This window comes from Alkalibacterium olivapovliticus, assembly GCF_003003275.1.
Classification (GTDB): domain Bacteria; phylum Bacillota; class Bacilli; order Lactobacillales; family Carnobacteriaceae_A; genus Alkalibacterium; species Alkalibacterium olivapovliticum.
The window spans coordinates 1-25,682 of the sequence record NZ_PVTO01000019.1 but is presented as its reverse complement, the minus strand read 5'-3'; the positions used below and the strand labels follow the sequence as shown (position 1 = coordinate 25,682).

29 protein-coding genes and 1 tRNA gene are annotated in these 25,682 nt (G+C 38.7%); 5 read left to right on the top strand and 25 right to left on the bottom strand.

Annotated elements, in window-relative coordinates:
- Positions 1-279 precede the first annotated feature (279 nt).
- Positions 280-828, bottom strand: coding sequence for an immunoglobulin-like domain-containing protein (locus tag CLV38_RS09420; RefSeq protein ID WP_106194641.1), 549 nt, complete (start codon positions 826-828; stop codon positions 280-282).
- Positions 829-921: 93 nt separating this feature from the next.
- The gene (locus CLV38_RS09415; protein WP_170068867.1) at positions 922-1,227 is read right to left on the bottom strand and encodes a bacteriocin immunity family protein; all 306 of its coding nucleotides are present in this window, start codon (positions 1,225-1,227) and stop codon (positions 922-924) included.
- A gap of 451 nt (positions 1,228-1,678) precedes the next feature.
- Between CLV38_RS09415 and CLV38_RS09410 the strand changes: the two genes are divergently transcribed.
- Positions 1,679-1,996: a PadR family transcriptional regulator gene (locus CLV38_RS09410; RefSeq protein WP_211295459.1), complete on the top strand. Its 318-nt coding sequence runs from the start codon at positions 1,679-1,681 to the stop codon at positions 1,994-1,996.
- Between the two features lie 2 nt (positions 1,997-1,998).
- Complete coding sequence (locus tag CLV38_RS09405) at positions 1,999-2,535, top strand: DUF2812 domain-containing protein (protein WP_106194635.1); 537 nt, start codon at positions 1,999-2,001, stop codon at positions 2,533-2,535.
- 553 nt (positions 2,536-3,088) lie between these two features.
- On the opposite strand, the gene CLV38_RS09400 is transcribed toward CLV38_RS09405, so the two are convergent.
- From CLV38_RS09400 to CLV38_RS09335, 15 genes are all read right to left on the bottom strand, one after another.
- Positions 3,089-3,682, bottom strand: coding sequence for a hypothetical protein (locus CLV38_RS09400; protein ID WP_106194632.1), 594 nt, complete (start codon positions 3,680-3,682; stop codon positions 3,089-3,091).
- Positions 3,683-3,802: 120 nt separating this feature from the next.
- Entirely contained in the window at positions 3,803-4,450 is a 648-nt protein-coding gene (locus CLV38_RS09395) for a hypothetical protein (RefSeq protein ID WP_106194629.1), read from the bottom strand.
- Positions 4,450-4,710, bottom strand: a complete 261-nt coding sequence (locus tag CLV38_RS09390) for a hypothetical protein (RefSeq protein ID WP_106194626.1) — start codon at positions 4,708-4,710, stop codon at positions 4,450-4,452. The genes CLV38_RS09395 and CLV38_RS09390 overlap by 1 nt, the downstream gene beginning before the upstream one ends.
- A gap of 213 nt (positions 4,711-4,923) precedes the next feature.
- Positions 4,924-5,286: a phage replication protein gene (locus CLV38_RS09385; RefSeq protein ID WP_106194623.1), complete on the bottom strand. Its 363-nt coding sequence runs from the start codon at positions 5,284-5,286 to the stop codon at positions 4,924-4,926.
- Between the two features lie 44 nt (positions 5,287-5,330).
- Complete coding sequence (locus CLV38_RS09380) at positions 5,331-5,555, bottom strand: hypothetical protein (protein ID WP_106194620.1); 225 nt, start codon at positions 5,553-5,555, stop codon at positions 5,331-5,333.
- Positions 5,548-5,784: a hypothetical protein gene (locus CLV38_RS09375; RefSeq protein WP_106194617.1), complete on the bottom strand. Its 237-nt coding sequence runs from the start codon at positions 5,782-5,784 to the stop codon at positions 5,548-5,550. Before CLV38_RS09375 ends, CLV38_RS09380 begins: the two co-directional genes overlap by 8 nt.
- Positions 5,774-6,019, bottom strand: a complete 246-nt coding sequence (locus tag CLV38_RS09370; RefSeq protein ID WP_170068866.1) for a hypothetical protein — start codon at positions 6,017-6,019, stop codon at positions 5,774-5,776. The genes CLV38_RS09375 and CLV38_RS09370 overlap by 11 nt, the downstream gene beginning before the upstream one ends.
- A complete protein-coding gene (locus tag CLV38_RS09365) occupies positions 5,967-6,236 on the bottom strand; it encodes a hypothetical protein (protein ID WP_106194612.1) in 270 nt (89 codons plus the stop codon). Before CLV38_RS09365 ends, CLV38_RS09370 begins: the two co-directional genes overlap by 53 nt.
- 281 nt (positions 6,237-6,517) lie before the next feature.
- Positions 6,518-8,242, bottom strand: coding sequence for a DNA primase family protein (locus CLV38_RS09360; protein WP_106194609.1), 1,725 nt, complete (start codon positions 8,240-8,242; stop codon positions 6,518-6,520).
- Positions 8,243-8,246: 4 nt separating this feature from the next.
- Positions 8,247-9,134, bottom strand: coding sequence for a primase alpha helix C-terminal domain-containing protein (locus CLV38_RS09355; protein WP_106194606.1), 888 nt, complete (start codon positions 9,132-9,134; stop codon positions 8,247-8,249).
- 10 nt (positions 9,135-9,144) lie between these two features.
- The gene (locus CLV38_RS09350) at positions 9,145-9,414 is read right to left on the bottom strand and encodes a hypothetical protein (protein ID WP_106194603.1); all 270 of its coding nucleotides are present in this window, start codon (positions 9,412-9,414) and stop codon (positions 9,145-9,147) included.
- Positions 9,415-9,529: 115 nt separating this feature from the next.
- Positions 9,530-9,688: a hypothetical protein gene (locus CLV38_RS13750; protein WP_170068865.1), complete on the bottom strand. Its 159-nt coding sequence runs from the start codon at positions 9,686-9,688 to the stop codon at positions 9,530-9,532.
- A 54-nt stretch (positions 9,689-9,742) separates the two neighbouring features.
- Positions 9,743-10,042 carry a hypothetical protein gene (locus tag CLV38_RS09345; protein WP_106194598.1) on the bottom strand — a complete coding sequence of 100 codons (300 nt, stop codon included), beginning with the start codon at positions 10,040-10,042 and terminating at the stop codon, positions 9,743-9,745.
- A 169-nt stretch (positions 10,043-10,211) separates the two neighbouring features.
- Entirely contained in the window at positions 10,212-10,490 is a 279-nt protein-coding gene (locus CLV38_RS09340; protein WP_106194595.1) for a helix-turn-helix domain-containing protein, read from the bottom strand.
- 22 nt (positions 10,491-10,512) lie between these two features.
- Positions 10,513-10,740 carry a helix-turn-helix transcriptional regulator gene (locus CLV38_RS09335; protein WP_106194592.1) on the bottom strand — a complete coding sequence of 76 codons (228 nt, stop codon included), beginning with the start codon at positions 10,738-10,740 and terminating at the stop codon, positions 10,513-10,515.
- Positions 10,741-10,910: 170 nt separating this feature from the next.
- On the opposite strand from CLV38_RS09335, the gene CLV38_RS09330 reads away from it, so the two are divergent.
- Both CLV38_RS09330 and CLV38_RS09325 read left to right on the top strand, forming a co-directional pair.
- The gene (locus CLV38_RS09330) at positions 10,911-11,753 is read left to right on the top strand and encodes a helix-turn-helix domain-containing protein (RefSeq protein WP_106194588.1); all 843 of its coding nucleotides are present in this window, start codon (positions 10,911-10,913) and stop codon (positions 11,751-11,753) included.
- A gap of 47 nt (positions 11,754-11,800) precedes the next feature.
- Positions 11,801-12,943, top strand: a complete 1,143-nt coding sequence (locus tag CLV38_RS09325; protein WP_106194586.1) for a tyrosine-type recombinase/integrase — start codon at positions 11,801-11,803, stop codon at positions 12,941-12,943.
- 269 nt (positions 12,944-13,212) lie between these two features.
- Here the strand turns inward: CLV38_RS09325 and CLV38_RS09320 are convergent.
- Positions 13,213-13,285: transfer RNA gene (locus CLV38_RS09320), tRNA-Val, on the bottom strand.
- Positions 13,286-13,460: 175 nt separating this feature from the next.
- On the bottom strand, positions 13,461-14,513 hold the full coding sequence (locus CLV38_RS09315) for an IS30 family transposase (RefSeq protein WP_106194584.1): 1,053 nt from the start codon (positions 14,511-14,513) through the stop codon (positions 13,461-13,463).
- Between the two features lie 175 nt (positions 14,514-14,688).
- Here CLV38_RS09315 and CLV38_RS09310 point away from each other — a divergent pair, with 175 nt between their 5' ends.
- Positions 14,689-15,975: a hydroxymethylglutaryl-CoA reductase, degradative gene (locus tag CLV38_RS09310; protein WP_106194580.1), complete on the top strand. Its 1,287-nt coding sequence runs from the start codon at positions 14,689-14,691 to the stop codon at positions 15,973-15,975.
- A 59-nt stretch (positions 15,976-16,034) separates the two neighbouring features.
- On the opposite strand, the gene CLV38_RS09305 is transcribed toward CLV38_RS09310, so the two are convergent.
- From CLV38_RS09305 to CLV38_RS09280, 6 genes are all read right to left on the bottom strand, one after another.
- Positions 16,035-18,062 (bottom strand): beta-galactosidase, encoded by a 2,028-nt coding sequence (locus tag CLV38_RS09305; protein WP_106194577.1) that lies wholly within the window; start codon positions 18,060-18,062, stop codon positions 16,035-16,037.
- A 70-nt stretch (positions 18,063-18,132) separates the two neighbouring features.
- Complete coding sequence (gene yicI / locus CLV38_RS09300; RefSeq protein WP_106194710.1) at positions 18,133-20,442, bottom strand: alpha-xylosidase; 2,310 nt, start codon at positions 20,440-20,442, stop codon at positions 18,133-18,135.
- 10 nt (positions 20,443-20,452) lie between these two features.
- On the bottom strand, positions 20,453-21,922 hold the full coding sequence (locus CLV38_RS09295) for a glycoside hydrolase family 1 protein (protein WP_106194574.1): 1,470 nt from the start codon (positions 21,920-21,922) through the stop codon (positions 20,453-20,455).
- 11 nt (positions 21,923-21,933) lie between these two features.
- On the bottom strand, positions 21,934-22,833 hold the full coding sequence (locus CLV38_RS09290) for an ROK family protein (RefSeq protein WP_106194571.1): 900 nt from the start codon (positions 22,831-22,833) through the stop codon (positions 21,934-21,936).
- A gap of 91 nt (positions 22,834-22,924) precedes the next feature.
- Positions 22,925-24,610: an ABC transporter substrate-binding protein gene (locus CLV38_RS09285; protein ID WP_106194568.1), complete on the bottom strand. Its 1,686-nt coding sequence runs from the start codon at positions 24,608-24,610 to the stop codon at positions 22,925-22,927.
- Positions 24,611-24,630: 20 nt separating this feature from the next.
- Positions 24,631-25,578 (bottom strand): carbohydrate ABC transporter permease, encoded by a 948-nt coding sequence (locus CLV38_RS09280; RefSeq protein ID WP_106194565.1) that lies wholly within the window; start codon positions 25,576-25,578, stop codon positions 24,631-24,633.
- Positions 25,579-25,682 lie beyond the last annotated feature (104 nt).

Here is a 25,682-nt window from a genome sequence, read left to right as displayed (position 1 = left end):
TTCACTAGTGTACGATCCGAAATTCATCGTCCCTAAACAAAGCCTGCTCACTTTTAATCCTGTTCGTCCTAGATAAGTATAGTCCATTCTGTATTTCCTCCCCGTGTCTTTTAACTCCTATTAAAAATCCACAACCTTATAGCTTGTAATGCATCATAGCAACCTAATCCTATCACTATTCAGTTTATATCACAACAAAGTTGAATCCGTTATCATTATAAAAAAGGGGCAATCTGAACTTTAAGATTTAGGCCCTCTCATTTCATAACGGTTACCTCTTCACTCTACTTCTAAATCAAATTCAACTGAGATCTCATTTTCATTTATGGTTGTATTTTCACCCATAGAAAATTCTTTTCGGAGACGGTAGCGGCCTGATTCGTATTCTGGTCTAACCATATCTTCGCTGTCTCCTTCAGGAATAAGCAGCATACTAAATACATGCTCATCAAAAGCCTCGATCATGACTATATCATCTGTGAAAAACAATGGAATGGTTATCTGTGTCCAGTTATCCCCATTTTCAGAATACTCAACATAATATTGCCTTCCCATACTTAATGTTAAATCCGAATCATTTTCCAGAACAACTTCAAGCGAATCGCCTTCTGTCAAAGTAGCTTCTTCCTCCGAAAACGATAGATGAACTTCTCCACCCTCTACACTGACCGTCTCCTGCTCACCTGTTTCTATTCTCAATTCTTGCATGACTTGTTCTCCCTCTTGTTCTTGTCCTTCTTGTTCTTCTGGTCCTTGCTCTTGTTCTTCTTCTGTCCCACAGGCTGCTAAAGTTAATACAGCCACGCCTACCATCAGCATTTTTTTCATTTTTATCACTCCCCTAATGCTCACTAGTCTATTCACTACCTATAGAATTTTCTCAATAGTATACGTTCTTATTGCCAACACTCTTATTTTTGTTCATTTCCTGTATCTAACCCAAGTCATTGCATTAACGACTGATCCTCTGTAAGCCACATCCTGATCTGTTACTAGATCGTATAAATCGTTCAAAGACTGAGGGGTTTTCAAGTTATTTCTTAGAGAAAAGCGTCCAATTTCTTTGCTTAGACGAACACAGATGGGCCGGTGATTTATTCCTTTAGTTAGTTGCTGCGCGGAGTCAAACAATAACTGGTGCATATAGCCATCTTTTTTTACTTCTGGATCAGAATAAGCGGCACTCATTCTGTCGATTAATTGTTCAACTTTTTCCTTATCAGTCATAATAATCATAACCCTTTCGTATTCTTACAATTAGCTTACCCAAAAACTAAATAAAGTTCAAAACAAAGGGTACAACGTCATATGCAGATTTCTTCTTTAGTATTGATTTAGTAATCGAACAGACTTGTTTAACAGTCAAAGACAATTAGTCACTTTTTTATTCAAAGATTGTTTCATTCGACAATTTTCTCCATTTATAATCATAATCGATTTCAGAAAAAATTAAAGAAGATGCCCCTGTAGCTTATCGAGATCATCTTCTATGGACTGAATAATACCGTTTTTTTGAGTGTCTAGTTAATAGGTTGTAATTCAATTAGTTGTCACTGTCGCTTTTTTATTCGTTATTTAAGGCACAAAGCAGCTGACTGTGAGGTCTACTCTTTTATGTTGACTTTTATATCGAGCCACGATATACTAAGCTTAAATAAATACATCGAGGTGCGATATAATGATCAACGCAGAACTGAAAAAAATATACTGTCCTATGACTGAGACGGCTTTTTATATATTACTGTCTTTGCAAGTTGAAAGACATGGGTATAGTATAATGCAGCACGTCGAAGACATCACGGATGGCCGAATTTCGCTTGGCCCTGGAACACTATACGGGACGTTATCAAAAATGAAGAATGACGAACTGATTGAGATAGTCAAACAGCAAGGAAAACGCAAAATTTACAGAACAACTGACATAGGCATGCAGCTTTTACACATCGAAAAAGAGAGAATCGCAGAACTATACAAAAATTCAGAAAGGACTGAGTAAAAATGGAAAAGAAAGTAAGCAAATTCTTTACGGTCGATAACTTTGAAAAAGAAGAACAATTCTTAATAGAAATGGCATCAAAGGGCTGGTACTTTACTCACTACGAAAACCTCAAATACCACTTTCAACAAGGTGCTTCAAAAGACTTTCAGTACCGCATTGATTATCACAATTCCAGTGATGGTGACCTCGATGATTACCTGCAGTTGTTTGAAGACAGCGGATGGGAATCTGTATTCACTTATCCAATCTTAGACGGTTACTGGTGTTACTTCAGAAAAGAAGCCAAAGAGAGTGAGAATACGGAGATCTATACCGATAACACATCTAAAATTGAGCTCTTTAAAAAAATCCGTTTGAAATGGGGCATCTTCGGACTCCTGATTACTTTTGGTATGCTCCCCCTAATTCTGTTAGCTACTGCAAGTGATTTTGTCTTTACTAATTTTATTGTGGCTTTTGCCATAGGGTTTGTCGTTCTTCTATATGTTAAACTCGTCCTGAACCTCACTCGAAAAATCAACCAATTAAAAGAATAAGTCTCACCTAACAAAAAAGCCTTACCCTCTCGGAGACCACGAATGGTCACGTAAAGGATAAGGCTTTATTAAATAGTATGGTCCCTACTGGACACAATCAGTACTATTCACTATGTTTCAATTATGCTCAAAAACCTTACAACGATAAGGAAAACTAGCATTTTTCACTCAATCACAATTAATCAATATTATCATCATATACTATACTTTACTGCAACAGTTTTGCACCAAAAGGCTGGGGAGTGGCTACTCATTTGAGTGGCCTTTTTTATTGCAATTGTACCAGCTGGAGTAATTCCTCAATCAGTCAGAACCCTCTTCCTATTTGTTCGATTCTACCACATTTAAAGGCTCTTGTATCATTATAGATAGATATATTCTATTTAATTGAAACGCTCTTAAATCGCTCATATAAGCTTATGCTGGCGTTTTACAACTAAACTCTACACTACTAGTACAGACTGATAAATAATAAGCCTCTCATGGCTCTATACGGCCTGTTTCAGCTTAATAAGTCTATGATTATCTGTACTTTGTCTTGTACGCTTCTCCATTAGTTCTCCAGCTTTTTTCTTATAGTGTTTATCTTATTTTGTATTCTATTGGTGTTTATCTTATTGCCTTTGTCAGCATACTTAATAAACTGTTCTCTTAGTTTTTCATACTTTCGGTGCTTCATGTGTTTTGGTTTATCTGGGAAATGATACCAATATAAACCCTGTGAAGCTGGTCTTTTTTCAATCACGTTATAATCAGGTTCTATCTCTTGAGCTACTTTCCCAGCTTTTATGAACCATGTCCAGTAATCTGTTTTAGTCAACTGTTGGCTTTTATAAACAAGGTTCGCACACGTTCTACACGTCCATACGTTGCCATGCTTTGTTGGTATGATATACATTACGCCCTTACGCTTCTTACAATGGTTACAAATAAACCAATAGCGAACCCCTCCATAATTGCATGGAGTAGTTGTAATGCGAATAGATATACCATTCAAGACAAGTTTCATTGATTCTACATCATAATGAACTGGTATTTTGAAACCATCTCCATATGTGATGGCTAGTTTCTTTTTGCTTTGGTTTAAATATGGAGTTACTTGCGTTATCTCTAGCCTATGATACCGTTCTTGTATTCTACGTGTCATATCTTACTCCCTCCAGTTTATTTCTTTGCCTAAATCATTAAGGAACTTACTGCACTAAGGTAAAAAGCCTTGCCGATTAAGACAAGGCTCTTGCTATTCGTTTCGAGAAGCTTATTATACTTATTCTGAATCGGTGGAATACTTTTCTCTTTCGTTTTGACTGTAAGATGATTCTTTAAAATCCGTAATCAATCCGCCTATTTTGAAGAAGTCCTCTCTTACTATCTCCAGCCATGTGAGGTACGTATTCATGTTTTGTCTTTCGTTCATTCTGTTCAGCTGGTTCTCTTGAGTTCCAATCGCTCCAAACTCTGCTTTGTTTCGTGGATCTAGATAAGGAGAGATTTTATCAATGAAATCAGCTACATCCGCACTATGTTTTTTATCTTCTTCTTTGAACGATTGGTAAATAGCTCTTACCTCATCAATCATTGAAATGATTCTCTGATTGTCTGCTTTGTGCTGGTCGTTCAAGTCATCTTTGAAAGCCTTGAGGAGTTTCTTTGATTCATTATATACATTATCAGCATTACCAATAAGAAGCTCTTCCTTACGCTGTTTCGCACGTTTCAGAGTGTTCTCAATCTGGTGAATATCAGATTCAATCGCCTTATTCTTCTTTACTACTTCCATGCTAAACTGGTTATCGCTGGTATCTAATTGTTCAGTCAATCGCTGTTTTTCAGATTCCAGTTCTTCAATGCTATTTTGAATATCTTTGATTGGTTCGCTTGCCATAGTTAATAGATTCTCTGCACCTTTTATCATTAAATCGCCTCCTTGAATTTTCCAGCAATAGCTTTCTTATATACATCAGGTTTCTCATTCTTCAGCTTTGCACGGTCTTTATAACTCATGCTGTTAAACTCTCCAGCCGAAATTAATTCTTCAACTGGTTTATTCTTTTCAGCCTCTGCACTATCTAGAACCGCTTCTCTAAGTGTCATAGCTCTCAATCTTAAAGCCTGATCGCTTGATTCCTGAATTGCCTCATATAATTCTTTAAATGCTTTTTCGTAATGTGTCATTATTCATTTCTCCTTTGTTTTTATATTGGTTTACTGCAACAGTTTTGCTAATTTTCACTATTTCTACTACTTAAAAACCTTAACCGTTATTGGTATCAAGCCATTTTCTATTGTAATGTATGGTACTAAGTTAGCTAGACACATAAAACGGATGGCTTTTGCACCTTTATTTATACGAACAATAAATATATTAAACATTAAATCGTTCGTTTTTTAGCTTTGCATTTCTTCCAGCTTCTCAATGCGTTCCAGTAGTTCATCATTCTCATAACTACGGTACAAGTATTCAAGTACGGTACGAGAAGCACTCACTCTACTAGTTGCTGGAGCTTCTTCATCTTCAATCACTTCCAGTAATGTGAGAACCGCTTTCTCTCCAGCTGTTGAAAGCTTATGAGTTACCATCATGACTAATTCTTTTCTGGCTTCTCTCAATGCTTCTTTGAATACTGGATCACGTAAATATTTATAGGCTGTTCCTCTATGGATGTTTGCCGATTCAATGGCCTCATCTGTTGTAGGATTCTCCAGCATAGCTATTAAAAATTTATTCTGTTTTCCTTTTAAATCTGCCAATTTTTCACCTCCAGTGTACGCTTTTTATTCTAAGTCAATGCGTATCAGCTAAAATCTGTATCAGGTATATCATCAATGATAGTGACTGTTTCAGGACTGCAATTCTGCCATTCTTCTTCAGTCAATAACCGTTCTTCACCTTTAATGAACGTATATATTTCTCTTTGTCCATTTTCTAGGATGTCAATGAATACCACTGGAGTATCTAATTCTTTATACCGTTCAGCTTCCAGCTTCTTCAGTCGCTTCTTCCATTCCTTTTTATTCATCCCACTCACCTATCTCAACTTCAATATGCTTCCGCTTGCCACTTTTGACGAATCGTTTACAGTGTTCAGCATATTCTTCTTCAGATAGATAACGCTTTGAACCGTTCTCTTCAATGTATATGTCCGCTTCATCTCCAGCACCTAGTTCAATAGTTATTGGCAACTCTTCCAGCTTGATAGAATCTTTCTCCAGCTGTTTCAGTCGCTTCACCAGTTCTCTATTCTTCATCCTCCACCTCCACATCATCCAGTATCACTAAAGCTCTTCTTCCTAATCTATTCTGCCATTCGAGGAAGGCTTCTCCAGTCATTGCTTGCAGTCGCTGGCGTTCCACTCCTTTATCTGTTGTAATCTCGTACGGTGTCCACCTATCACCAGCTTCAACACGTACACACCATAATGTATTACCATCAAAGGTATTCTTCTCCAGCTTCTTCAATCTCTCGTAAAAATTCCGCTTCAAGTTGCTTAACCTCCGTTCTCATCTCCTTGAGATATAGGCCATACGACCAATAGAACACTTTGAATACTCGTATTGGAGCTTTCTTACTTACAAGATACCGCCTCATATCTGCCAGCTTGTTATCTTGAGGGAAACCACCATCCAGCGTAATATCATTCTTTAGATCCACTAAAGCATTATGTCCATCTTGTTTACTTAACCAGTCGAGATATGTCATAATTTCCTCCTTTTGATAGGCCAATACAGTTAAAGATAACTGCATGGCTATAGATAACTGCATAGCTAAACGTTGTCATATCAAGCCTGAAGAGGCCAATACAGTTATGCAGTTAACTTTTGCCATATTTGTTTCAATATACACATTACATATATACTATTCTTTTTTTATTTTCTTTCTTTATTTTCTAAAAAGATAACTGTATAACTACATAGACTATGAAGAATCGCTCTATATCAAGGCTAAACCTATGCAGTTATCTCATGCAGTTATGTTTTTAGTTAACTGTATGACTGCATGAAGTCATCTCTGTACTGCTTCATTTCTTTCAGCTGTTTGTTGTGAGAATCGAGATCCAACATCTTCATGTTTCCTCTTCCATTCTCAATGGCCTCTGAAGTTTCCTCCAGCTTGCGAATCTCCACATCAATGGCCTTGAGTTCTATCTCATGTTCTCTCTTCTTATTCACATAGCATGATTTTCGTTTTCGCCTGTAGCTCTCTTGAATATAGGTCAACTCATCAAGGAATGGCCTATCATCTACGAGGTTATCTTCTTCAAGGAAGTAGTCCAGCACTTGTAATGCAGTCTGGCCTGTGTGTTCCCACTCATCACTATCAGCAATGAATTCATTTAATCGTGATACAAACATTCGTTGAGATACCTTTGATGGCTTGCCTACGCTACCAGCCCACCTAACGAAATAGTTATAAACGAAATCCACTCTTAATCTCGCACTTTGGAACTGTTTGAATACATTCTCATAGAAATCAGCGACTACATCATTTTCAAGCGTGAACTCATGGAGAATCTTCTTACTAATTTCAGGCTGGATGAATAACGTGAAATCTTCCAACTGCAACGCTTCATATAAAATGTACTGAAGAATCTCTTCATCATGTGCATACTCATTTTTAATTTTCGGATTCCCTTTGCTTCCTTTATAACTTCGGATGAATGGCACAATCAACATTCTTCTTTTAAAAGCGTTACTCATATCTGAAGTTTTTAAATGTCCATTGATGGATTGGATGATTAACGGTGTACCTTGAAAGGAATAGCGTTTCATCTTCTTAGGATTGATATTGATTGGATCACCAGTAGCAAGAGATTTTATCACACGTGGTTCATCAAGGAACGCTTTAGCATCATTATCATCTCCTATAATGACTTGTGCTTTTTCAATACCCTCTGTTTGATGGTCTTTTGTCAGTTCTTTCATTGTAAGAGGGAGTACGTTACTCTTTCCCACCAGTGACGATATGAACTCTTGCGCTGTTCCTTTACCAGTTCGCCCTGTTCCACTATCTCGAAACAATACGAACTGTTCTCTGTTCTTCAATTGAACGCTGGCTCTAATAATCTGCCATAAGACTGATTCAAGCTCATCATCACCATTTGCCCACTCTTTCAACATGGCACTGAATGTCCAGCCATCTCTTGATGGTTCAGAATCGAACTCTTTGTAATCAGTTGCTATTTTTGAAGTAAAGACAACATCTGGCCTATATGGTTCTAATTCTTTAGTGTTGAAATTGAATAGGCCATTTCCCACACAAGCGTAATTATCACCTGTATAGCGCTTCTTGATTGGAGCCTCATTCTTCAGGTGGAAGATAACGGTTCTCGCTTGAGATTCGCTTAATGTGTTCTCTACACAAGATATGAACTTGAAGAAATACGCTTCTTCATCTGTATAGATTCCCTGATCTAAAAGGAATAGATTCACTGGATTGGAAATATCATCTATTACCACAAACGATATATACTCTTTTAATACGCTGGCAACTTCCAACGGTGTTAAACGTGGCTTTTTCACCTTGATATTATCGCCTTTGCCTGTAGTATATTCTTTCTTTTCACGTTCTTTAAAACCTCTATTGCGTAGTATGGATTCAAGTTCTTTCAGGTTCTTTGGTTCAGGCTCTTGACTGGCAACTTCACTCACATGAGTAAACTCTTCAATATCTTTTGAAATATCATCTGGAATACTTTTTTTAGGCAAGTAATCAGCCTCCTTTCTCTAGTTTGTTTTGTTCAGCTTTTAAAATACTGCGAAATATTGTATTCACTTCATCTTCTCTTAGTGCTGGAGTGACAAAGTTGTCATTGATAAGGTGAATCCATTCATACGTTGCTTCAGCGTTCATCCCCAGCGAAAACAACTTACCAACAAGAGAGGCCATTCTTACATTGCGTTCACCTGATTCAATCGGTTCAAGGAGCTGTTCCATTAAACTGGCTGTATAGGTTTTCTTTCTCGATACCTGAAATTGAAATGGTTTCTGCTTCCGCTTAATCGCTTGAGGATTCTCTTTCTCATAGGCTTCTTGAAGCTGAATCGCTTCATCAATATTCAGTGGTTCGCCTTGATTGAGATAACACTCTTCTTCATATGCTTCCTTAGTACCGAACGTGACTTTTAATCCTTGCAACTGGCTAAAGGTATCAGCTGTTTCATCATAACCCTCAAGGCCGATTATACGGTTCACATAGGCCATTACAGTGCTGTTTTCTTTGATATTGAACGCTCTGGACGGTTCAATCACTACTCTGTACCGTAAACCCTCGATACCGTTACGGATGGAGGGAAACGTATAGAATCGGTTTCCTCCAATAGTCTGCTGGAGGTGTTCAATGAAACCATCACGTGAAGTTTTCGTATCGTCAAAATCAAGCGTTATGAGTGTTTTATGCTTGAGGTTCATATTATTCCGTACCAACTCTTTAAACTCACCAGCAACGAAATAATGGACGGTGGTTCTCTTGTAATGATGAAGCTTCTCCACATCTGATAAAACTTGAATCTTTGATTGACGGATGGCCTCAAAATCACTTAATTCAGTTGGAACGGATTGAATCTTATTCCCTGTATACCCTCTAGCAATATAGATCACGTGCTTCACCTCACTCTCGTAACTTTGCTTGAATCTGTTCAGCTAAATCTTGAATCTTATTAATGTGAGTTTCATTCATATCTAAAAGAATATTGAACCGTTTCTCCAATCGTTCAACTTCATGGAGTACCATATGTTCAGGACTGATTTTGCTTTTTCTACATTTCTGGATGTCATGGAAGTAGTCCATAATCATATAATTAATTTGTTCCAGTAACTCTCTTGAATCGGTCAACTCTTCCATTAATACATCAATTTCTTTGTCTTTTCTGTTTAACATAATAAAAAACGCCCTTTCAGTGTGTAGTAAATCCACTAGTAAGGTACGCTTGAATATGGTAAAATAGTAGTGTCTAGGTACTATCTCACGTTTCAAACGTATTCCTTTTAGCTCTTCAGTTTCCGCTGGAGAGTTTATTTTTTTGCTCTCTTTCATCAATTTCCCTCAAGCCTTTACGGATTCCCTTTAGATAGTACTCTTTGAAATTCCAATTTACTTGAATGTACTCATCAAGGTGTTCAAGTATGATACGTGCTTTTTCTTCATCTCTCATGATTCCATCTCCTTTAAAGTATTCAATACTTCCTGATAAGCAATTCTAAAATACTCACTGGCCATGATTCCGATAATGAAAAACATAACCGCTACTATCATCACTACATACATTCAATTCACTCCTTTCAATTCTTTCCTGAAGTTTCTGAATCCTGTTAATTACATATCTGTACTGGAGTTCATATTCTTCTCCATCAAACACAATCCAATCATCTGTAAAATCTCGCTTAGTGGCTTCAAGATATGAGAGTGACACCAGCAGTGAAGATAATTCATGTTGGATCTCATTCTTTGCCATCTGATTCTTTGCTTCATGGATTCTCTTCAATCCTATCAGCTGTTCTTTTATCAATTGCATACCTCCAGTTCCCTAAAAATAGTCATGTGTCTAACTTGCCTAGCACCACACATATTGTACGAAATCCCTTTACATCAATCTTTCTTATTCAATTGCTTTAAAAATTAGCAATTTTGTTGCAGTTATACCCTTAAAAACACGCTTTGCCCAGCGGTGTATTTTTTTATTTTTCGTGGTCTTGCATAAAAGATATTAAGCTCTCTTTAGAGATAAATTTCTTCCCAGCTATTCTTACTACTGGTAAATCATAGTCTGAAATCCACATCCCCAAAGTGTTATAACTGATTCCTAGCCATTGAGTGGCTTCAGTTAAGTTAAAGTATGATTTTGAGTTCAATTCTTGCTTACTCATCTCGTGAAAAACTTCTTGTGCTGAACGCTTAAAGAGGATTTTCAACTCTTCCTCTAAGTCGCTTGATAGATCTAAACTTAGTTTTGCCATATTAGTTCACCTCCTTTAATGTTTAACTTTTGCAAGATTCTTCAGCAAAAAAATAATCTCTTATTTCTTTATTCAATTCACTAGATATTCTCTTTGCTAACAAAGGGGAAGGACTTCTTTTGCCTTTAAAAACAGATGAAAGATATTGTTCAGTCACATCTACTTTCTTGCTCAACGATTTCAAACTATAACCATTGAGAGATAAATCCCTGTAAATCTGGTTCGAATCTTTAATTTTCAACGTAGCCATCTTGACACCTCCTCATGATTTATTTTTTATCTAATCATAGTATCGCACACTTGTTTAACTTTTGCAAGATATTTATTTACTATTTGTAAATCTTTTGATTAACATTTGTTGTAATCATAAGTTAATTGGTGTAATATGAAATTAAAGAATAAAAAGGAGGTTAATGATTAGTGGAAGAAAACAAGCCATTCTCCGTTACTTTAAGAGAGTTAAGGAAAATGAAAAAACTCACTCTGGTAGAGTTAGCTAAGAGAGCGAACACATCTAATTCATACCTATCTCAACTGGAGAACGAAAAGAGAAATCCACCTAAACCCGAGTTGATTAAGAATATCGCTATTGGATTATCTGGCAATGATAAACATGAAGAATCAACATTCTATGATATGCTGATGAAGTCCGCTGGTTATGATCAAAGTAGTTTGTCTAAAGAAGATTCAGATAAAGAAGATTTATATAGTTATCTATCAGAATATGGACTGTACCTTTACAGACTATACCTCCATCATTTTAAAGAAATTTATTCTGTTAGAGAGGTTTCTAGAATTAAAAATAGTGTTGAAGAGTATATTTCGGAAAACTTCAGTGACACTAAGAACGTAACTAAACAGAACCTTACAATCGATAAAAAGTCTGCTGAAGATATTCAATCAATTAAATCTATAAGCAACGGTAAAGAAATACCTGAATCTTTTATAAGAGAATACCTTTTTACTGTTCAGGTTGAGGTTAATAAGAAGGTTTTAAAAATGCAGTTAGAATCTGCATTAAATATGTTAGCTCGCTCTACCAATCAAAACTATAATTTGATTTCATATTTCGGTGAAATGACTGATATTAATGAACGAAAAATAAATACCTTTGAAACGCTCGTCAAGAAATCCTTATTCAACATTGATGAAAAAGGTTTGGAAAAAGTTATCTCATTGAATAATAACCTTAGAAATACACTTGTAGATATGAATGACGATTATAAACCAGTTGAAAAAACTGATACATCAATTAATATTTAACCCTTACATACCCCAGCCCAGCGGTGTGCTAAAGGGAGAGAATATCAATGTTACAAATTAAAAGTTATAAAAAGAAAGATGGAAACACTTATTATAAATTTCAATCTTATTTAGGTGTAGATAAAGCTGGCAAGTCAATTCGAGTTGGTAGAAGTGGATTTACTTCTAAAAGTGAAGCTCGTAAAGAGGCCATGAGGTTAAAGGCCTTACATGAAGAATCTGGCTATCAAAAGCCGACTTATGAAACCTTTGAAGAGATTTATGAGTTATGGTTCAACGTGATCTATAAAGAGGATGTTCGAGAAAGTACCGCTGTTAAAACTAGAGAGCTATTCGATAACCACATTCTCAAGGAGTTAGGCCATTTAAGAATACAAGCCATTACTCCTACACATTGTCAGGAAGCTGTATTCAAGTGGTCTGAACGTATCTCAAAAGCTAAAGTCATGAAGAACCACTGTAAGCGAATCTTTGACTATGCAATCACCTTAGACAAAATCAGAAACAATCCTATGGAACGTGTTCATGTTCCTAAAATGAAGAATGACAATAAACGTGAAATCAATTTCTATTCAAAAGATGAATTGAAACGATTCCTAGAATGTGTCAAAGAAGATAATAACCCTCGCTGGTTTCCATTCTTTCGCTTGCTGGCCTTCTCTGGTATGCGTAAAGGTGAAGCACTGGCTCTCACATGGCAAGACTTCAATTTTGAGGCCAATACAGTCACCATCAATAAAACGCTGGCTAGAGGCAAGGACAACACGCTGATTGTTCAAAGTACAAAAACAACTGCTGGAGAACGTACCATTTCTTTAGATCCAATTACCATTGATACAATAAAGGACTGGAGAAAAACTCAACGCTTAGACTATTTAAAGCTAGGTATGAACACGAATACACCAGCTCAAGTTGTCTTTACCACCTTTGATAATGAGTACATTCAACACTCCAGCGTTGGTTCATTCATGAATAAGATAATCGAGAAACACTCTTTGAAGCGAATCACTCCACACGAATTAAGACACACACATTGTTCTATACTGTTTGAAGCTGGAGCTGGTATCAAAGATGTTCAAGAGCGTTTAGGCCATTCTTCTTATGAGGTTACTATGAATATCTATACTCATGTGACTGAAGAAGCAAAAGAGAAAACCGCTGATATATTCGCTCAACACGTAGGCTTCTAAGTATAATCATCCATGTATCAATCTGAAAAAGCCGTAGAATCGCCCTCACAACATTGTATGGAGGCACAAAAAAAGAGAGTACCAATGAACGATACTCTCAAGGTTATGTATGCAAATGTAGGCAAGATAAGAAGCTGGAAGTTTAGTTTTTTTAAGCGAACATTTGTTTGTATGCAACAGTTCTTACTAATTTTTCAAAAAAAGAGCCTCGAAACGTTGTAAGATTCCCATCATACCAACGTTTTGAAGGCTCAAACATATATAATGTATGGTCCCTACTGGGCTCGAACCAGCGACCCCTACCTTGTCGAGGTAGTGCTCTCCCAACTGAGCTAAGGAACCGTAATGGGTTATTCCTATATGAGTATACAAGATTTACGGTCGCTTGTAAACCTTTTTCAAAGTGGGAACAGTCCTTGCTTTTCTTCTTGAGTTGTAAAGTTAAATGCAACACTTTCTGTTACATGATTCGATGAACTTAAATCTCTTTACTTCTTCCCCTAGGGGAAGAAAAATTTTAAATACTGCATTGTTGAAAATACTCTTCTGATGAACGTAGCCCTATCACTTCTCTAATCCTTTTATTGATTGCCTGAGCGGCTTGATCGATATCCATTTCTGAAAAAAGATGGATGGATTTTCCTTTAGGGATGAATTCCCTCAACAGTTTATTGAAGTTTTCGTTTGAGCCCCGTTCCCAGGATGCGTAGGCATGACAAAAATATACGTCTGTATTGAGTTCAGACATTAAGGAGAATTCAGAACCATTATCAAAAGTTATTGAAGCAAATAGGTTAGGGTTATCTGCTAGAATCTCTTCAAAGGCATTTTTAACCGTTTGACTTTTATAGTCGCTGATTTTCTTAGTAATGGCATAGCGTGTTTTTCTCTCCACCAAGGTAATGATTGCCGGTTCATTTTTCGTTTTCTTCCCTTTAACCAGATCAGCTTCCCAGTGTCCAAATGTTTCTCTTGGTAATACGTCCTCTGGACGATCGGTGATACTGGTACCTAGGATTCTTTTGTTTTTGCCCTTAGGGTTACTATGTTGGTTTTTTCTTGGTTTCAGACGATACATGACAGGTAAGTCATGTGGTTTGATAGACAAAAGACCTTGACGTATATAAGAATAGACGGTTTTAAACGTTGGTATATTCTCTACAGGATGCTTTTTTCTATAAAGAGCTATGAATGTCTTTATGTTGTAGAGACGCTGTTTCCCTTTAAACCACCCTTTTGTGAAGGCATCTTCCAGCGCAGAGAAGAAAGCGCTCGAGAAAGAAACAATCTTTTTGCGGACACTCTTTGCTCGTCGTTTTTCATAAATAGATTGACCGGAATCTGAATAGTACACAGTGACTTTCTTATTATAGCCATTGATCTGTTTTATTTGTTCTACTTTTCCTCGATTGATTTCTCTATGAATTGTGGAACGGTTACGCCCAAGGCGTCTGCCTATCTCTGCTTTATTAACATCTTCATTTAACCATTTTTCTATCAGCTGTCTTTCTTTAAAATCTAAATGAGTAAATGATCGAGTCTGATTTGTGTTATAATTACCTGTGGACATGAAGATTCTCCTTTGCTTATTTTGTGGTGATTTAAGTATAACGAATCTTCATGTCTTTTTGTATTTTCAGAAATTACTGAGTGTTGCAATTCATTTTACAACACACCCCTTGCTTTTCTTTTATCTTAAAATCGGTCATAATGGATAAGAGAGAATTCGGGAAGGAATCGATACAATGGATACGAGTAAGCTAACTAAATTTTACAAAAAAAATCATCAGGATAAGATCACAGCATTGGTTGAGGCTGGGGTTATTTCTGGAGATGAACAGTCAGTCTTAATGAACGAGTCGCTTGATTTGAACGCTGAAACAGGCGATAACATGATCGAGAATTACCTTGGTAACTATTCTCTGCCTTTTGGTGTAGCGCTGAATTTTATCATCAATGGGGAAGAAAAAGTTATTCCGATGGCTATTGAAGAACCTTCCGTCATCGCGGCATCAAGTTTCGCAGCCAAATTGATCGGCTCATCTGGTGGGTTTACAACGGACATCCCTAAACGCCAGATGATTGGTCAGATTACATTGAAAGATGTTTCCGATAAACTAGCCGCAAGAGAAACCATTAAACGGGCTAAACGATCGATTCTGGATCGCGCCAATGAGGCACATCCCTCTATTTTCAAAAGAGGCGGAGGTGCTAAAGATCTGGAAGTCCGTATCCTGGGCGAGCTGGACAACCCGAGTCTTCCTTCCTTCTTATCTGTACACTTGCACGTGGATACAAAAGAGGCTATGGGAGCCAACATCATTAATACGATGATGGAAGGTATCGCCCCTTATATAGAAGAACTGACCGGTGGAACCGCCTTACTTCGTATCCTGTCTAATTATGCGACTGAAAGCCTGGCGACTGCCCACTGTGTGATTGCTTCTCATACACTGAAGACAGGACGCTTTTCCGGTGAAGAAGTCAGAGACCGGATTATTGAAGCCACTCAAGTCGCGGCGATCGATCCGTACCGTGCAGTCACGCATAATAAAGGCATCATGAACGGTGTCGACGCGGTCGTTGCAGCCACTGGTAATGACTGGCGTGCAGTGGAAGCCAGCTCACATGCCTATGCCAGCAGAACTGGACAATACCGCTCCTTAACCACATGGGATAAAAACGAGAATGGCGACTTAGTAGGTTCACTGACCTTGCCGCTTCCCATTGGAACAGTCGGTGGCGCTATTTCTATCCATCCTGGTGCGAAACTCGCCCATTCTATTTTGGGCCAGCCTTCAGCAAAAGAATTGGAAGGCATCCTTGTATCCGTCGGACTGGCTCAGAACTTTGCGGCTGTCAGAGCTTTGGTCACTGAAGGTATTCAAAAAGGCCATATGGGACTCCATGCCCGCTCCCTGGCCATTAGTGCAGGAGCGAAAGGCAAACAGGTTCAGCAAGTCGCGGATTTGCTTAAAGAAGCCCCACATATGAACTTGGCTGCTGCTAAAGAGATTTTGGAAAAGATATAAAAAAACCCCTTTGATTATGGACAGCTGGTTATAACCGTCCGTATTCAAAGGGCTTCTTTTTATTTACTTACTTCATAAATCTTTACATCGTATGGACTCAGATTAATTGATTCTGACCATTCCTGTCCTGACAATAAATCTTTAGCATTTCCAAATTTATTATTTAGTGTGACCGGATCACTTGTATGATTCATTACAAAATAAAAGATTGTATCACTGTTTTCTCTTGAAGTTATCTCGATACCAGAAGGCAAATTTCTAAATCCTTTTATCTCCTTTGACTTTGCTAATTTGTCTATTAAATCATTCAGCACTGCTTGATCTGGGACTGTTCCGATATACCATGCTTCTCCCTTACCAAAGGTATTTTTAGTCATAACTGGTTTTCCTTTATAAAAATCCGAAACATATTCTCCAACTACTTCTGCCTTTTCAGTATGAATAATATCACATAACATCGTGCATTTATATTCTTCTTCCTGTAATAACAACCCATTTGTTTTAATTGTATTACAACTACCCGGAGCCAGCGCATCAATTTCTTCAACCCATATTCCTAATAGATTTTTAAGAGGACCAGGATAACCTCCCAGATGAACATTATCGCTCTCGTCTACTATTCCACTCATAAATGTGGTAATAAACTGTCCACCCTTGTTCACAAAGGCTTCCAATTTTTCTGAGATGCCCTCCTTTACCATATACAGTACAGGGGCTATGATAATATCATAATTTTCGAAATTCGAATCTGTTTTAATCATGTCCACAGGCAACTGACTTGCGTAGCATGCATCGTAATAGCGTTGAATCTGATCCACATATTTCAAATCTACTGTTGGACCACTTGTATATTCCAGTGCCCAATAATTATCCCAGTCAAATATAATACCAATTCGCGCATTGGTTTTAGTCCCAATCAGTTTATCTTCTAGACTTTCCAGTTCTTTTCCCAGTTCAGTGACTTCTTTAAACACACGTGTGTGTTCGTGACCGACATGTTCTATGACTGCGCCATGGAATTTCTCGACGCCCCCTTTTGACCGTCTCAATTGAAAGAACTGAATCGTATCTGCTCCGTGAGCGATTGACTGGTAACTTTGCACCCGCATTTTACCGGGCCGCTTCAAAGCATTGTAGGGCTGCCAGTTCTGTTGGCTTGGTGTCTGTTCCATCAGCATAAAACTTTGTCCATCTTTAAGTCCACGCATTAAATCATGATTCATTGCAGTATGACTTATAGGTGTATTATAGCTAGGGTAGTTATCCCAGGAAACAATATCCATTTCTTTAGCCCATTTGAAATAATCCAAGCCTTTATACGTCCCCATCAAATTGGTAGTCGTCGGTGTTTCTTTATCGTATAAGCGGATAATGTCGCGTTCCATTTTGAAGTTGTTCAGCAAGCTATCAGAATTAAACCGATGATAATCGACAGACAACCCTGCGAAAGCAGCAGCCGTATCATGAATGCCATCCCCAAGATAATTTGGTGCCACTATATCATCGAAATCATAGAGAGTATGGCCCCAAAACGTCATATTCCAGGCCTCATTCACTGCTTCGATAGTCTTGTACTTATCTTTTACCCATAAACGAAAAGCTTGTTCACAATTCTCGCAGTAACAGTCTCCGCTGTACTCATTGGAGATATGCCAAACTTTCAAATTCGGATGACCTTCGTACCTTTCGGCGAGACGATGAACAAGTTCTGAGGCGAAACGCTTAAAACTAGGGCTATTGGGACAGTGGTTGTGCCGATGGCCAAATTTATGTTTTCTTCCTTCAAAGTCTACTCGCGTTACATCAGGATATTTACGACACATCCAAGCCGGCAGTGCTGCTGTTGATGTGGCTAAGACGATTTCCATGTCTTCTTTAGCTAACCGCTCCATAATGGCATCCAGTTCTGAGAAATCATATGCCTCTTCTGACGGCTGCAGCTTTGCCCATGAGAAAACATTGATGGTTGCTGAATTGATATGCGCTTTGTTAAATAATCGCATATCCTCTTCCCATATCTCCCGAGGCCACTGCTCCGGATTATAGTCTCCACCATATAGCATCTTACTGAATTTAGGTTTACTCATTATTTTTCCCACCATTCCTTTTATCTATGTATGAAAAAGGAAAACAAAATTAATTGTCTCCCTTTCTTTCTTATTCTGAGATTGTTGCGTGATCAGAAGTCAGTTTTATCAGCGTTCCCTGATTATGAGATTCAAGCTCTCCACCTTCAGTTTGCTGCAGGTCTTTCACATTATGCATTAGAATCTGTACATTTTCCAAGTTTTCAACTGTAATAGAATAGTCACTATTATGTCGACTGACTAATACGTGTCCAATGCTGTTTCCTTTAGTGTCTACGATTGACGTTTCTGCTGTTGAACCATCAGACAGTTCGAAGAGATGAACTGTCACTTTTTCTCCGTAGTTATATTCTGCTTTGTCATTGACCGATCCTTCTACGATTAAACTATTTGGTTTGACCAATAATGGTAAACTCATATAGTCATGCGTTTCGTGATACCAGCGTCCGCCCGTATAAGACTTATTTGTCAAATAGTTCGTCCATTTCCCTTCAGGAACATAGAAATCCACCTCTCCTTTGTCATTGAAGATCGGAGCGACAAGCAGGTTTTCACCCAACATGAATTGTCTATCTAATGTATGACACGACAAATCTTCAGGAAATTCCAGAACCATAGACCGCATCATTGGTATTCCTTTAGTTGCTTTGACTGCTTCATTCATCAAATAAGGCATCAAGCTTAATTTCAGTTTCGTAAATTTTCGGGTAACATCTACGGCTTCTTCGTCATAAACCCATGGCACTTTATATTCTTTACTGCCGTGATATCGACTGTGTGATGACAGCAGGCCAAATTGAGTCCACCGTTTGTACAAGTCTGACGTTGATCCTTCTTCAAAACCACCAATATCATGGCTCCAGTAACCGAATCCACTCATTCCAAATGAGAGCCCAGCTCTTAAAGATTCTGCCATTGAAGGGTAATCAGAGGTACTATCCCCACCCCAATGCACAGGGAACTTCTGTCCGCCGACTGTTGCAGAACGTGCAAACACAACAGCTTCATGTTTACCGCGTTTGTCTTCCAATAAATCAAAGACGACCTGATTGTAAACCTGTGAGTAGTAATTGTGCATTCGTTCAGGATCGGATCCGTCATAATAGACAGCATCAACCGGAATCCGTTCGCCAAAATCTGTCTTAAATGAATCGACTCCCATATCCATTAATCGTGATAAATGATTCTGATACCACTCAACTGCTTCAGGATTTGTAAAGTCAATAATAGCAAGTCCCGCTTGCCACTTATCCCATTGCCATACCTCGCCATTTGGACGTTTGATAAAGTAGCCTTTCTCCATGCCGATATCAAATAGAGGTGATTTCTGACCCACATACGGATTAATCCAGACACAGATCTTCAACCCTTTTTCTTTTAAGCGTGTCAGCATTCTTTCTGGTTCAGGGAACATGCGCTTGTCCCATTCGAAGTTGACCCACTCATATTCTTCCATCCATAGACAATCAAAATGGAACACTTCGAGAGGAATATCCCGCTCAATCATTCCATCAACAAAGTGATTGACGGTGTCCTCATCATAATCCGTCAGAAAGGATGTGCTCATCCATAATCCAAACGACCAGGCTGGAGGTAGTGTCGGTTTTCCTGTTAATGTGGTGTAGTTTTCGAGTACATTTTTCATTGAGTCACCCGCCACAATATAGTATTCCATAACCTCACCCGGTACACTGAACTGTACTCGTGACACTTTCTCGCTGCCTATTTCATAACTCACTTTTTGAGGCGTGTTAACAAATACACCATATTCACGATTACTCATGTAGAATGGAATGTTCTTGTAGGCCTGTTCAGTACCCGTTCCTCCGTCAGCATTCCAGATATCGACTGTCTGTCCGTTTTTGACAAAATTTGTGAACCGTTCACCTAATCCGTAGATCTTTTCATCGACATCCAAAGACAGTTGTTCACTAATATATGCCTGATTCAAAGTATTATCTCGAATATAAGCTTGTCCTCTAGGTTTACTTGATGTCAGAACTTTGCCATTTCGCTCAAATGTGATTTCGTAAGGTGCTGTTTTTTTGATAATTGCTTTTAGGTCACCTGATTGAAATACAGCTATCTCATCATCATCCTCTATTGAAACATCCGGATTAGAATGAGACAGTTCAAAATCAGGTCCCTTATTGATTGTTCCTTTATGATGGTAGACTTTGACTCCTATGATGTTCTCATGGGGTGATGTCAGTTCGATCGTCAACATCCCACTGTCCAGTGTTGCCCCTTTGTCTCCGATGTATCTGAAGGGTGCAAAAAGTGTCAATTTGTTGTCCGTCTGTCTTGTTGCATAAATATGTGCTGGATAATCCACTTCGTATCCTTCTTTGACCATCCATCCGCCGTCTAAATACTTCATCATTTCACCTCTAATTAATATTTTCACCATTATCAGCAATTAACTCTTTGTACCAGTGGTAGCTTTTTTTCGGTATCCTTCTCATTTCTTTCTCGTCCTGCTCCGTCCGGTCTACATATACAAATCCATAGCGTTTTTTATAGCCATTCAACCAGCTCAACAAATCTGTAAAAGACCAGGCACAGTACCCAATCAGTTCTACGCCGTCGGTAACTGCTTTTTTCATTTCCATGATATGCTGATTCAAGTAATCAATGCGGTAATCATCTTCAATTGTGCCCTCATCAGTGACCATATCTTTTGCACCCAGCCCATTTTCAGTAACAAATAAAGGCAAATCATACCTTGCATATACTTCTCTTAACGCTACTCGAAAGCCTACAGGATCAATTTCCCAACCCCACTCTGTTTTATTTAAGTATGGGTTCTCACTTGACTGAAACATTGGAACTTCCGGACTTTGGGACTGTTCTTCTTTAGGCTGCATCAAGTAAGGATCGGTTGCTGAAAAATTTTTATCGTTTAATGATTCGATCGACTTACTCTCTATTTTGTTCTGTGCAACTGTTCCACCATGATAGTAATTGATACCAAGAAAATCAGGTTTTGCCTGCTTCAGCAACTCCAGGTCGCCTGATTCGATGGTCGGCGCAATACCTTTTCGCTCAAGTTGTTTGAATGTAAAGGTAGGGTATTTCCCTTTGCAATACACATCAAGCCACCAGCTGTTATTAAAGTCAGTCGCATTTTCAGAAGCTAATACATCATCCGGGCTGGCTGATAGAGGATACACAGGCCCATAACCGAAGCTAGGACCAATTTTCCCCTTAGGGACCATTTTTCTGAATAGCTTGATAGCTTCAGCATTTGCCAGATTGATAATATGGTTGGCTTCAAACAGACGCTTAGTATCTGTGGCGTTTGGTGGATGAGACGCCCAGCGGTATCCCATGCTTGTAAAGACATTCTGTTCATTAAATGTGACCCAATAGGTTACTTTCTTGCCTAAGCGTCCATACAACACTTGGCAGTACTGCTTGAATGCCTGAATCACTTCCCTGGATTCCCATCCCTTGTATTTTTCTTGTAGTGCGAGTGGAAGGTCCCAGTGGTATAAAGTCAATACGGGTTCGATATTGTAAGCAATCAGTTCGTCTACAAGGTTTTCATAAAAGTCCAGTCCTTCTTTATTTACTTTCCCTTCACCGTCCGGAAGTATACGGGACCAGGAAACTGAGAAACGGTAAGCTTTTAACCCCATTTCAGACATCAGTCGGATATCTTCTTTATAACGGTTGTAATGATCAATAGCGACATCTCCATTTGTACCTTCAAACGTCTTTCCGGGGATTTTAGTAAATTCGTCCCAAATTGAAGGCCCTTTTCCATCAGCGTCAAATGCCCCCTCTATCTGATAAGCCGCGGAGGCCGCTCCCCATAGAAAATCTTCTGGAAATGCTTCTAGTTTGTCGTGATACATAATCGGCTCCTTTATAGTTGTATTTCTTTCATTTCACTGCTTGTGAAAAATGAATAGGCTCCTATCAATCCGGCATTGTTTTTGTAAAATGCTGTCTCAATAGCTGTTTTGTAATCATTCCAGTGCGGGTTGCTCTCCAATTTTTTCAGCAGCATCGGAAGCAGTTTCTGATTCGCGCTGATGCCTCCTCCAATAACAATTTTTTGCGGATTGAATGATGCAGCGATATTGAATACTCCCGCTGCTAAGTATGTTATCCACTCATCAACAAGCTCGGCTGTTTCCCGTTCAAAACTGATTTCATCAATAATCAGTTTCGCATCGACTAGGGTTGAAGGAAACAGGAATTTCTTTTCTTTGTAGCTTTTTATCAGAGCAGATGTGGAAGCCAACTCATGCATTGTCCCATCTGGGTGATGACCGATATCTAAACGCATCATGCCGAATTCACCTGTTTTAAAATCTTTTCCGTAGATGATTTCGCCGTTGAATGCAATCGCTCCTCCTATACCCGTTCCTATAGTCATTAGGACAACATCCTGAAGCCCTTTAGCAGCCCCACTCGTCATCTCAGCAACTAATGCACAGCGTGCGTCATTTTCTACGTGAATAGGATAACTGAAATGCTCAGAAAGTAATTTTTTAATATTCTTATTGTACAAATGCCAGATAGCTCCTGCAGTAATGGTTTGTCCAGAGCGATTGTCAACAATTCCAGGAATACTAATGCCAACGCCCGAAATAGCTGTTCTGTTCTCATAATTTCTGATTTTTTTGACTAGAACACTGATAAATTCTTCAGTTGATGTTTGAACAGTGGGAGTCGAACCCCTCGATTGTATTTCACCTTCGTCAGATATAAGAGCATACTTTATATCTGTTCCTCCTATATCAAAACAAACAATTGCCATATCATTTAGCTCCTTCGATTCTCTTCAAAAAGAAGAGATGAAAAGTATCCCTTCCTCGAAAGGCAAGAACACTTTTCATCTGTCATTTTTCTTACTCGACTTCTCCCCATAGTTCAATTCTATTGTTAACTAAATCCGTCATTTCTTCATTTGCTTCTTCAACACCGAAGGATATCAATTGATCCTGCATTTCATCCCAGATTGCATCGAAGTTGTCCGGATCCGCCAGAATTGCTTCAGTTATTTTTTGAGTAGTGTAATCATCTGCTCGCTGCTGAACGATATTAACCTGGCTGTCTGTTGGAAGAGGAATTTCATAGGCTCTACCGTGATTCGGAATGCCCAGATCTTCAGGAGCCGGGAATAAATCAACCCATAAATTAGCCCCGTACTGATCTAATGTTTCGATTTCTGCATCAACAAAATTCTCGCGGATATCTTCTTCTGTTGTTCGCGTGATGCTCTGACCGTTAGAATCAACGGCACCGTTACCCCATTGTGGGAAGGGATACGCGTATTGTCCAACACCAGTATCAAAAGCATAATTTGTATTCGTTTGAGCATTTTCTCTGTCTTCATCTAATTGAACGCGTTCTCCATCTACTATTTCGTAGTTAACGCCTTCAACACCCCAGTTTGCCAGTATTTGAGCTTCTTCTGAAGCCATCCAGTCCAGGAAGTCGAATGCCTCTTCAGTATAGTCAGAATCTGAACTGATTGAGATGCCTGTTGTACCAGTAAATCCATAATCTCTAGTACTCATTGGTACTATGTCATCATTTAAAGTGACGGGTAATGGTGCCCATAATCCCCACTCATTATTTTCTGAACGAAGTGCCGCTTCTGCCGCACCTATATTCCAGTCCTGATCAGCAATAGCCAAAACTCTTCCAGTCGATAGTTTTGAGATATAAGTGTCGTGTGTTTGTGTGAATGATTCCGGATCCAGCAATCCTTTCGCATTCATACCGTTTAACCATTTAAAGTACTCTCTGAATTCTTCTTTCTGGAATTTATAGGTTGTTTCACCTGTTTCTTCATCCACTTGCCATTGACCATCATCTTGGAATCCTGCAACGAAACCAGCTGGATTACCTACCGTTATCAGCCAGCGCCAGTCGCTTCCGGATAAACTCATCGGAATCCACTCTTCACCGTTTTCGTTAGTCGGATTCTCTTCCAGGAACTGAACGAGTGCATCTTCATATTCTTCCAGGGTGCTAATTTCCGGGTAATCCAAATCTCTAAGAACTCCTAATTGCAGCATCATTGTACCGCTTGTCTCAAGATACTGGTTTTCGACTCCACCTGTTCCGACATGGTAAATCTGAGGATCATCCAAGTTATTACGCAGACGATCTAGTTGGTCTCCGTACATGGCTTTAAGATTGTCCCCGCGTTCTTCGATCAAATCATCCAAAGGTTGAACTGCACCAGAATCGATCAGCTGATTGATTCCGCCTTTACCAAATATAAGATCTGGAAAATCTCCGCTTCCTATCATTAAAGCAATCGCTTCAAGATCATCTCCGCCTACTGGGTATGATATATCCAATTGGACACCTGTTCTTTCAGTGATTTCTTGTGCTACGGCATTATCGAATCCGTCACTCTGAGGAAGATCTGCATGAAACATAGTTAATGTAACGGGATCATTTGATCCGTCATTATTATCTGATGAATTATTTGAGGCTGTCTCTCCATCTCCATTACCACACGCTGATAAAATCAAAGCACTTGTTAATACCACTGGTCCCACTAATTTCTTGATAGACATTTATTTTTTCCTCCTGTTTTTTAGCTTTTTACTGCTCCTAAAGTTAAACCTGATACAAAGTATTTTTGTAAAAACGGATAAACTATAACAATTGGTACGGTAACAATAATAGTCGCGGCCATCTTAATTGATTCTGGTGTCGTTCTGATGATCGTTCCTTCAGCCTGGTTCAATTGATGAACTTGAGAAGATGTCATAGACTGTGCATTGCCTAATATCTGCATCAGTTCGTACTGTAGTGTGGTTAAATTGACATTGGATCCTGCGTATAGATAAGTATCAAACCAGTTATTCCATTGCCCTACCGCTGTAAACAGAGCAACTGTTGCCAGTACGGGCATACACAATGGCATAATAATTTTTAGGAAAATGGTGATATCATTGGCCCCATCAATCTTAGCTGATTCTTCCAGCGCTTCAGGCAATCCGTCAATGAATGACCGTATGACAATCACGTTGAATGCATTCAGCAAAGCTGGAATGATATAGACCATAAACGAGTTCATCAATCCTACATTTCTGATAATCAAGTAAGTCGGCACCAATCCACCACTCACGTACATCGTCAGAACAAGAATAATCCCAAGTGGTCTTCTTAAGATATAGTTTTTTCTGCTCAGTATATACGCCAGTACTGCACATGAAAAAGTAGCTGTTATTGTGCCAATAACGGTTCGTAAGACTGAATTTCTGAAGGCAATGATCCAGTTGTTATTCCCAGAGAATATTTCTCTATAGTTCTGAAGAGTAAAATCTCGAGGAAAAATGGTTAAGCCTCCGCGAGCCGTGTCCACTGCATTGTTCAACGAAATGGCCAGAACATGCAGGAAGGGATAGAGTGTTAAGACAATGACGATCATCATGAATAATCCTATAAAGACATCTGTTTTTGTTGGACGCTCACTCCATTTCTTTCTGATTTTAGAATTGACTGTTTTACCTTGGCTGTTGATTATTGTTGTTTCCATAGTATAACCCCTCGTATTATAAGTTTATGGTACTAATCTTAGTTAGTATTGCTTGGATATTCTGGGATATTCCCTAATAATAGGGCCATGGAATAGGTCCACCG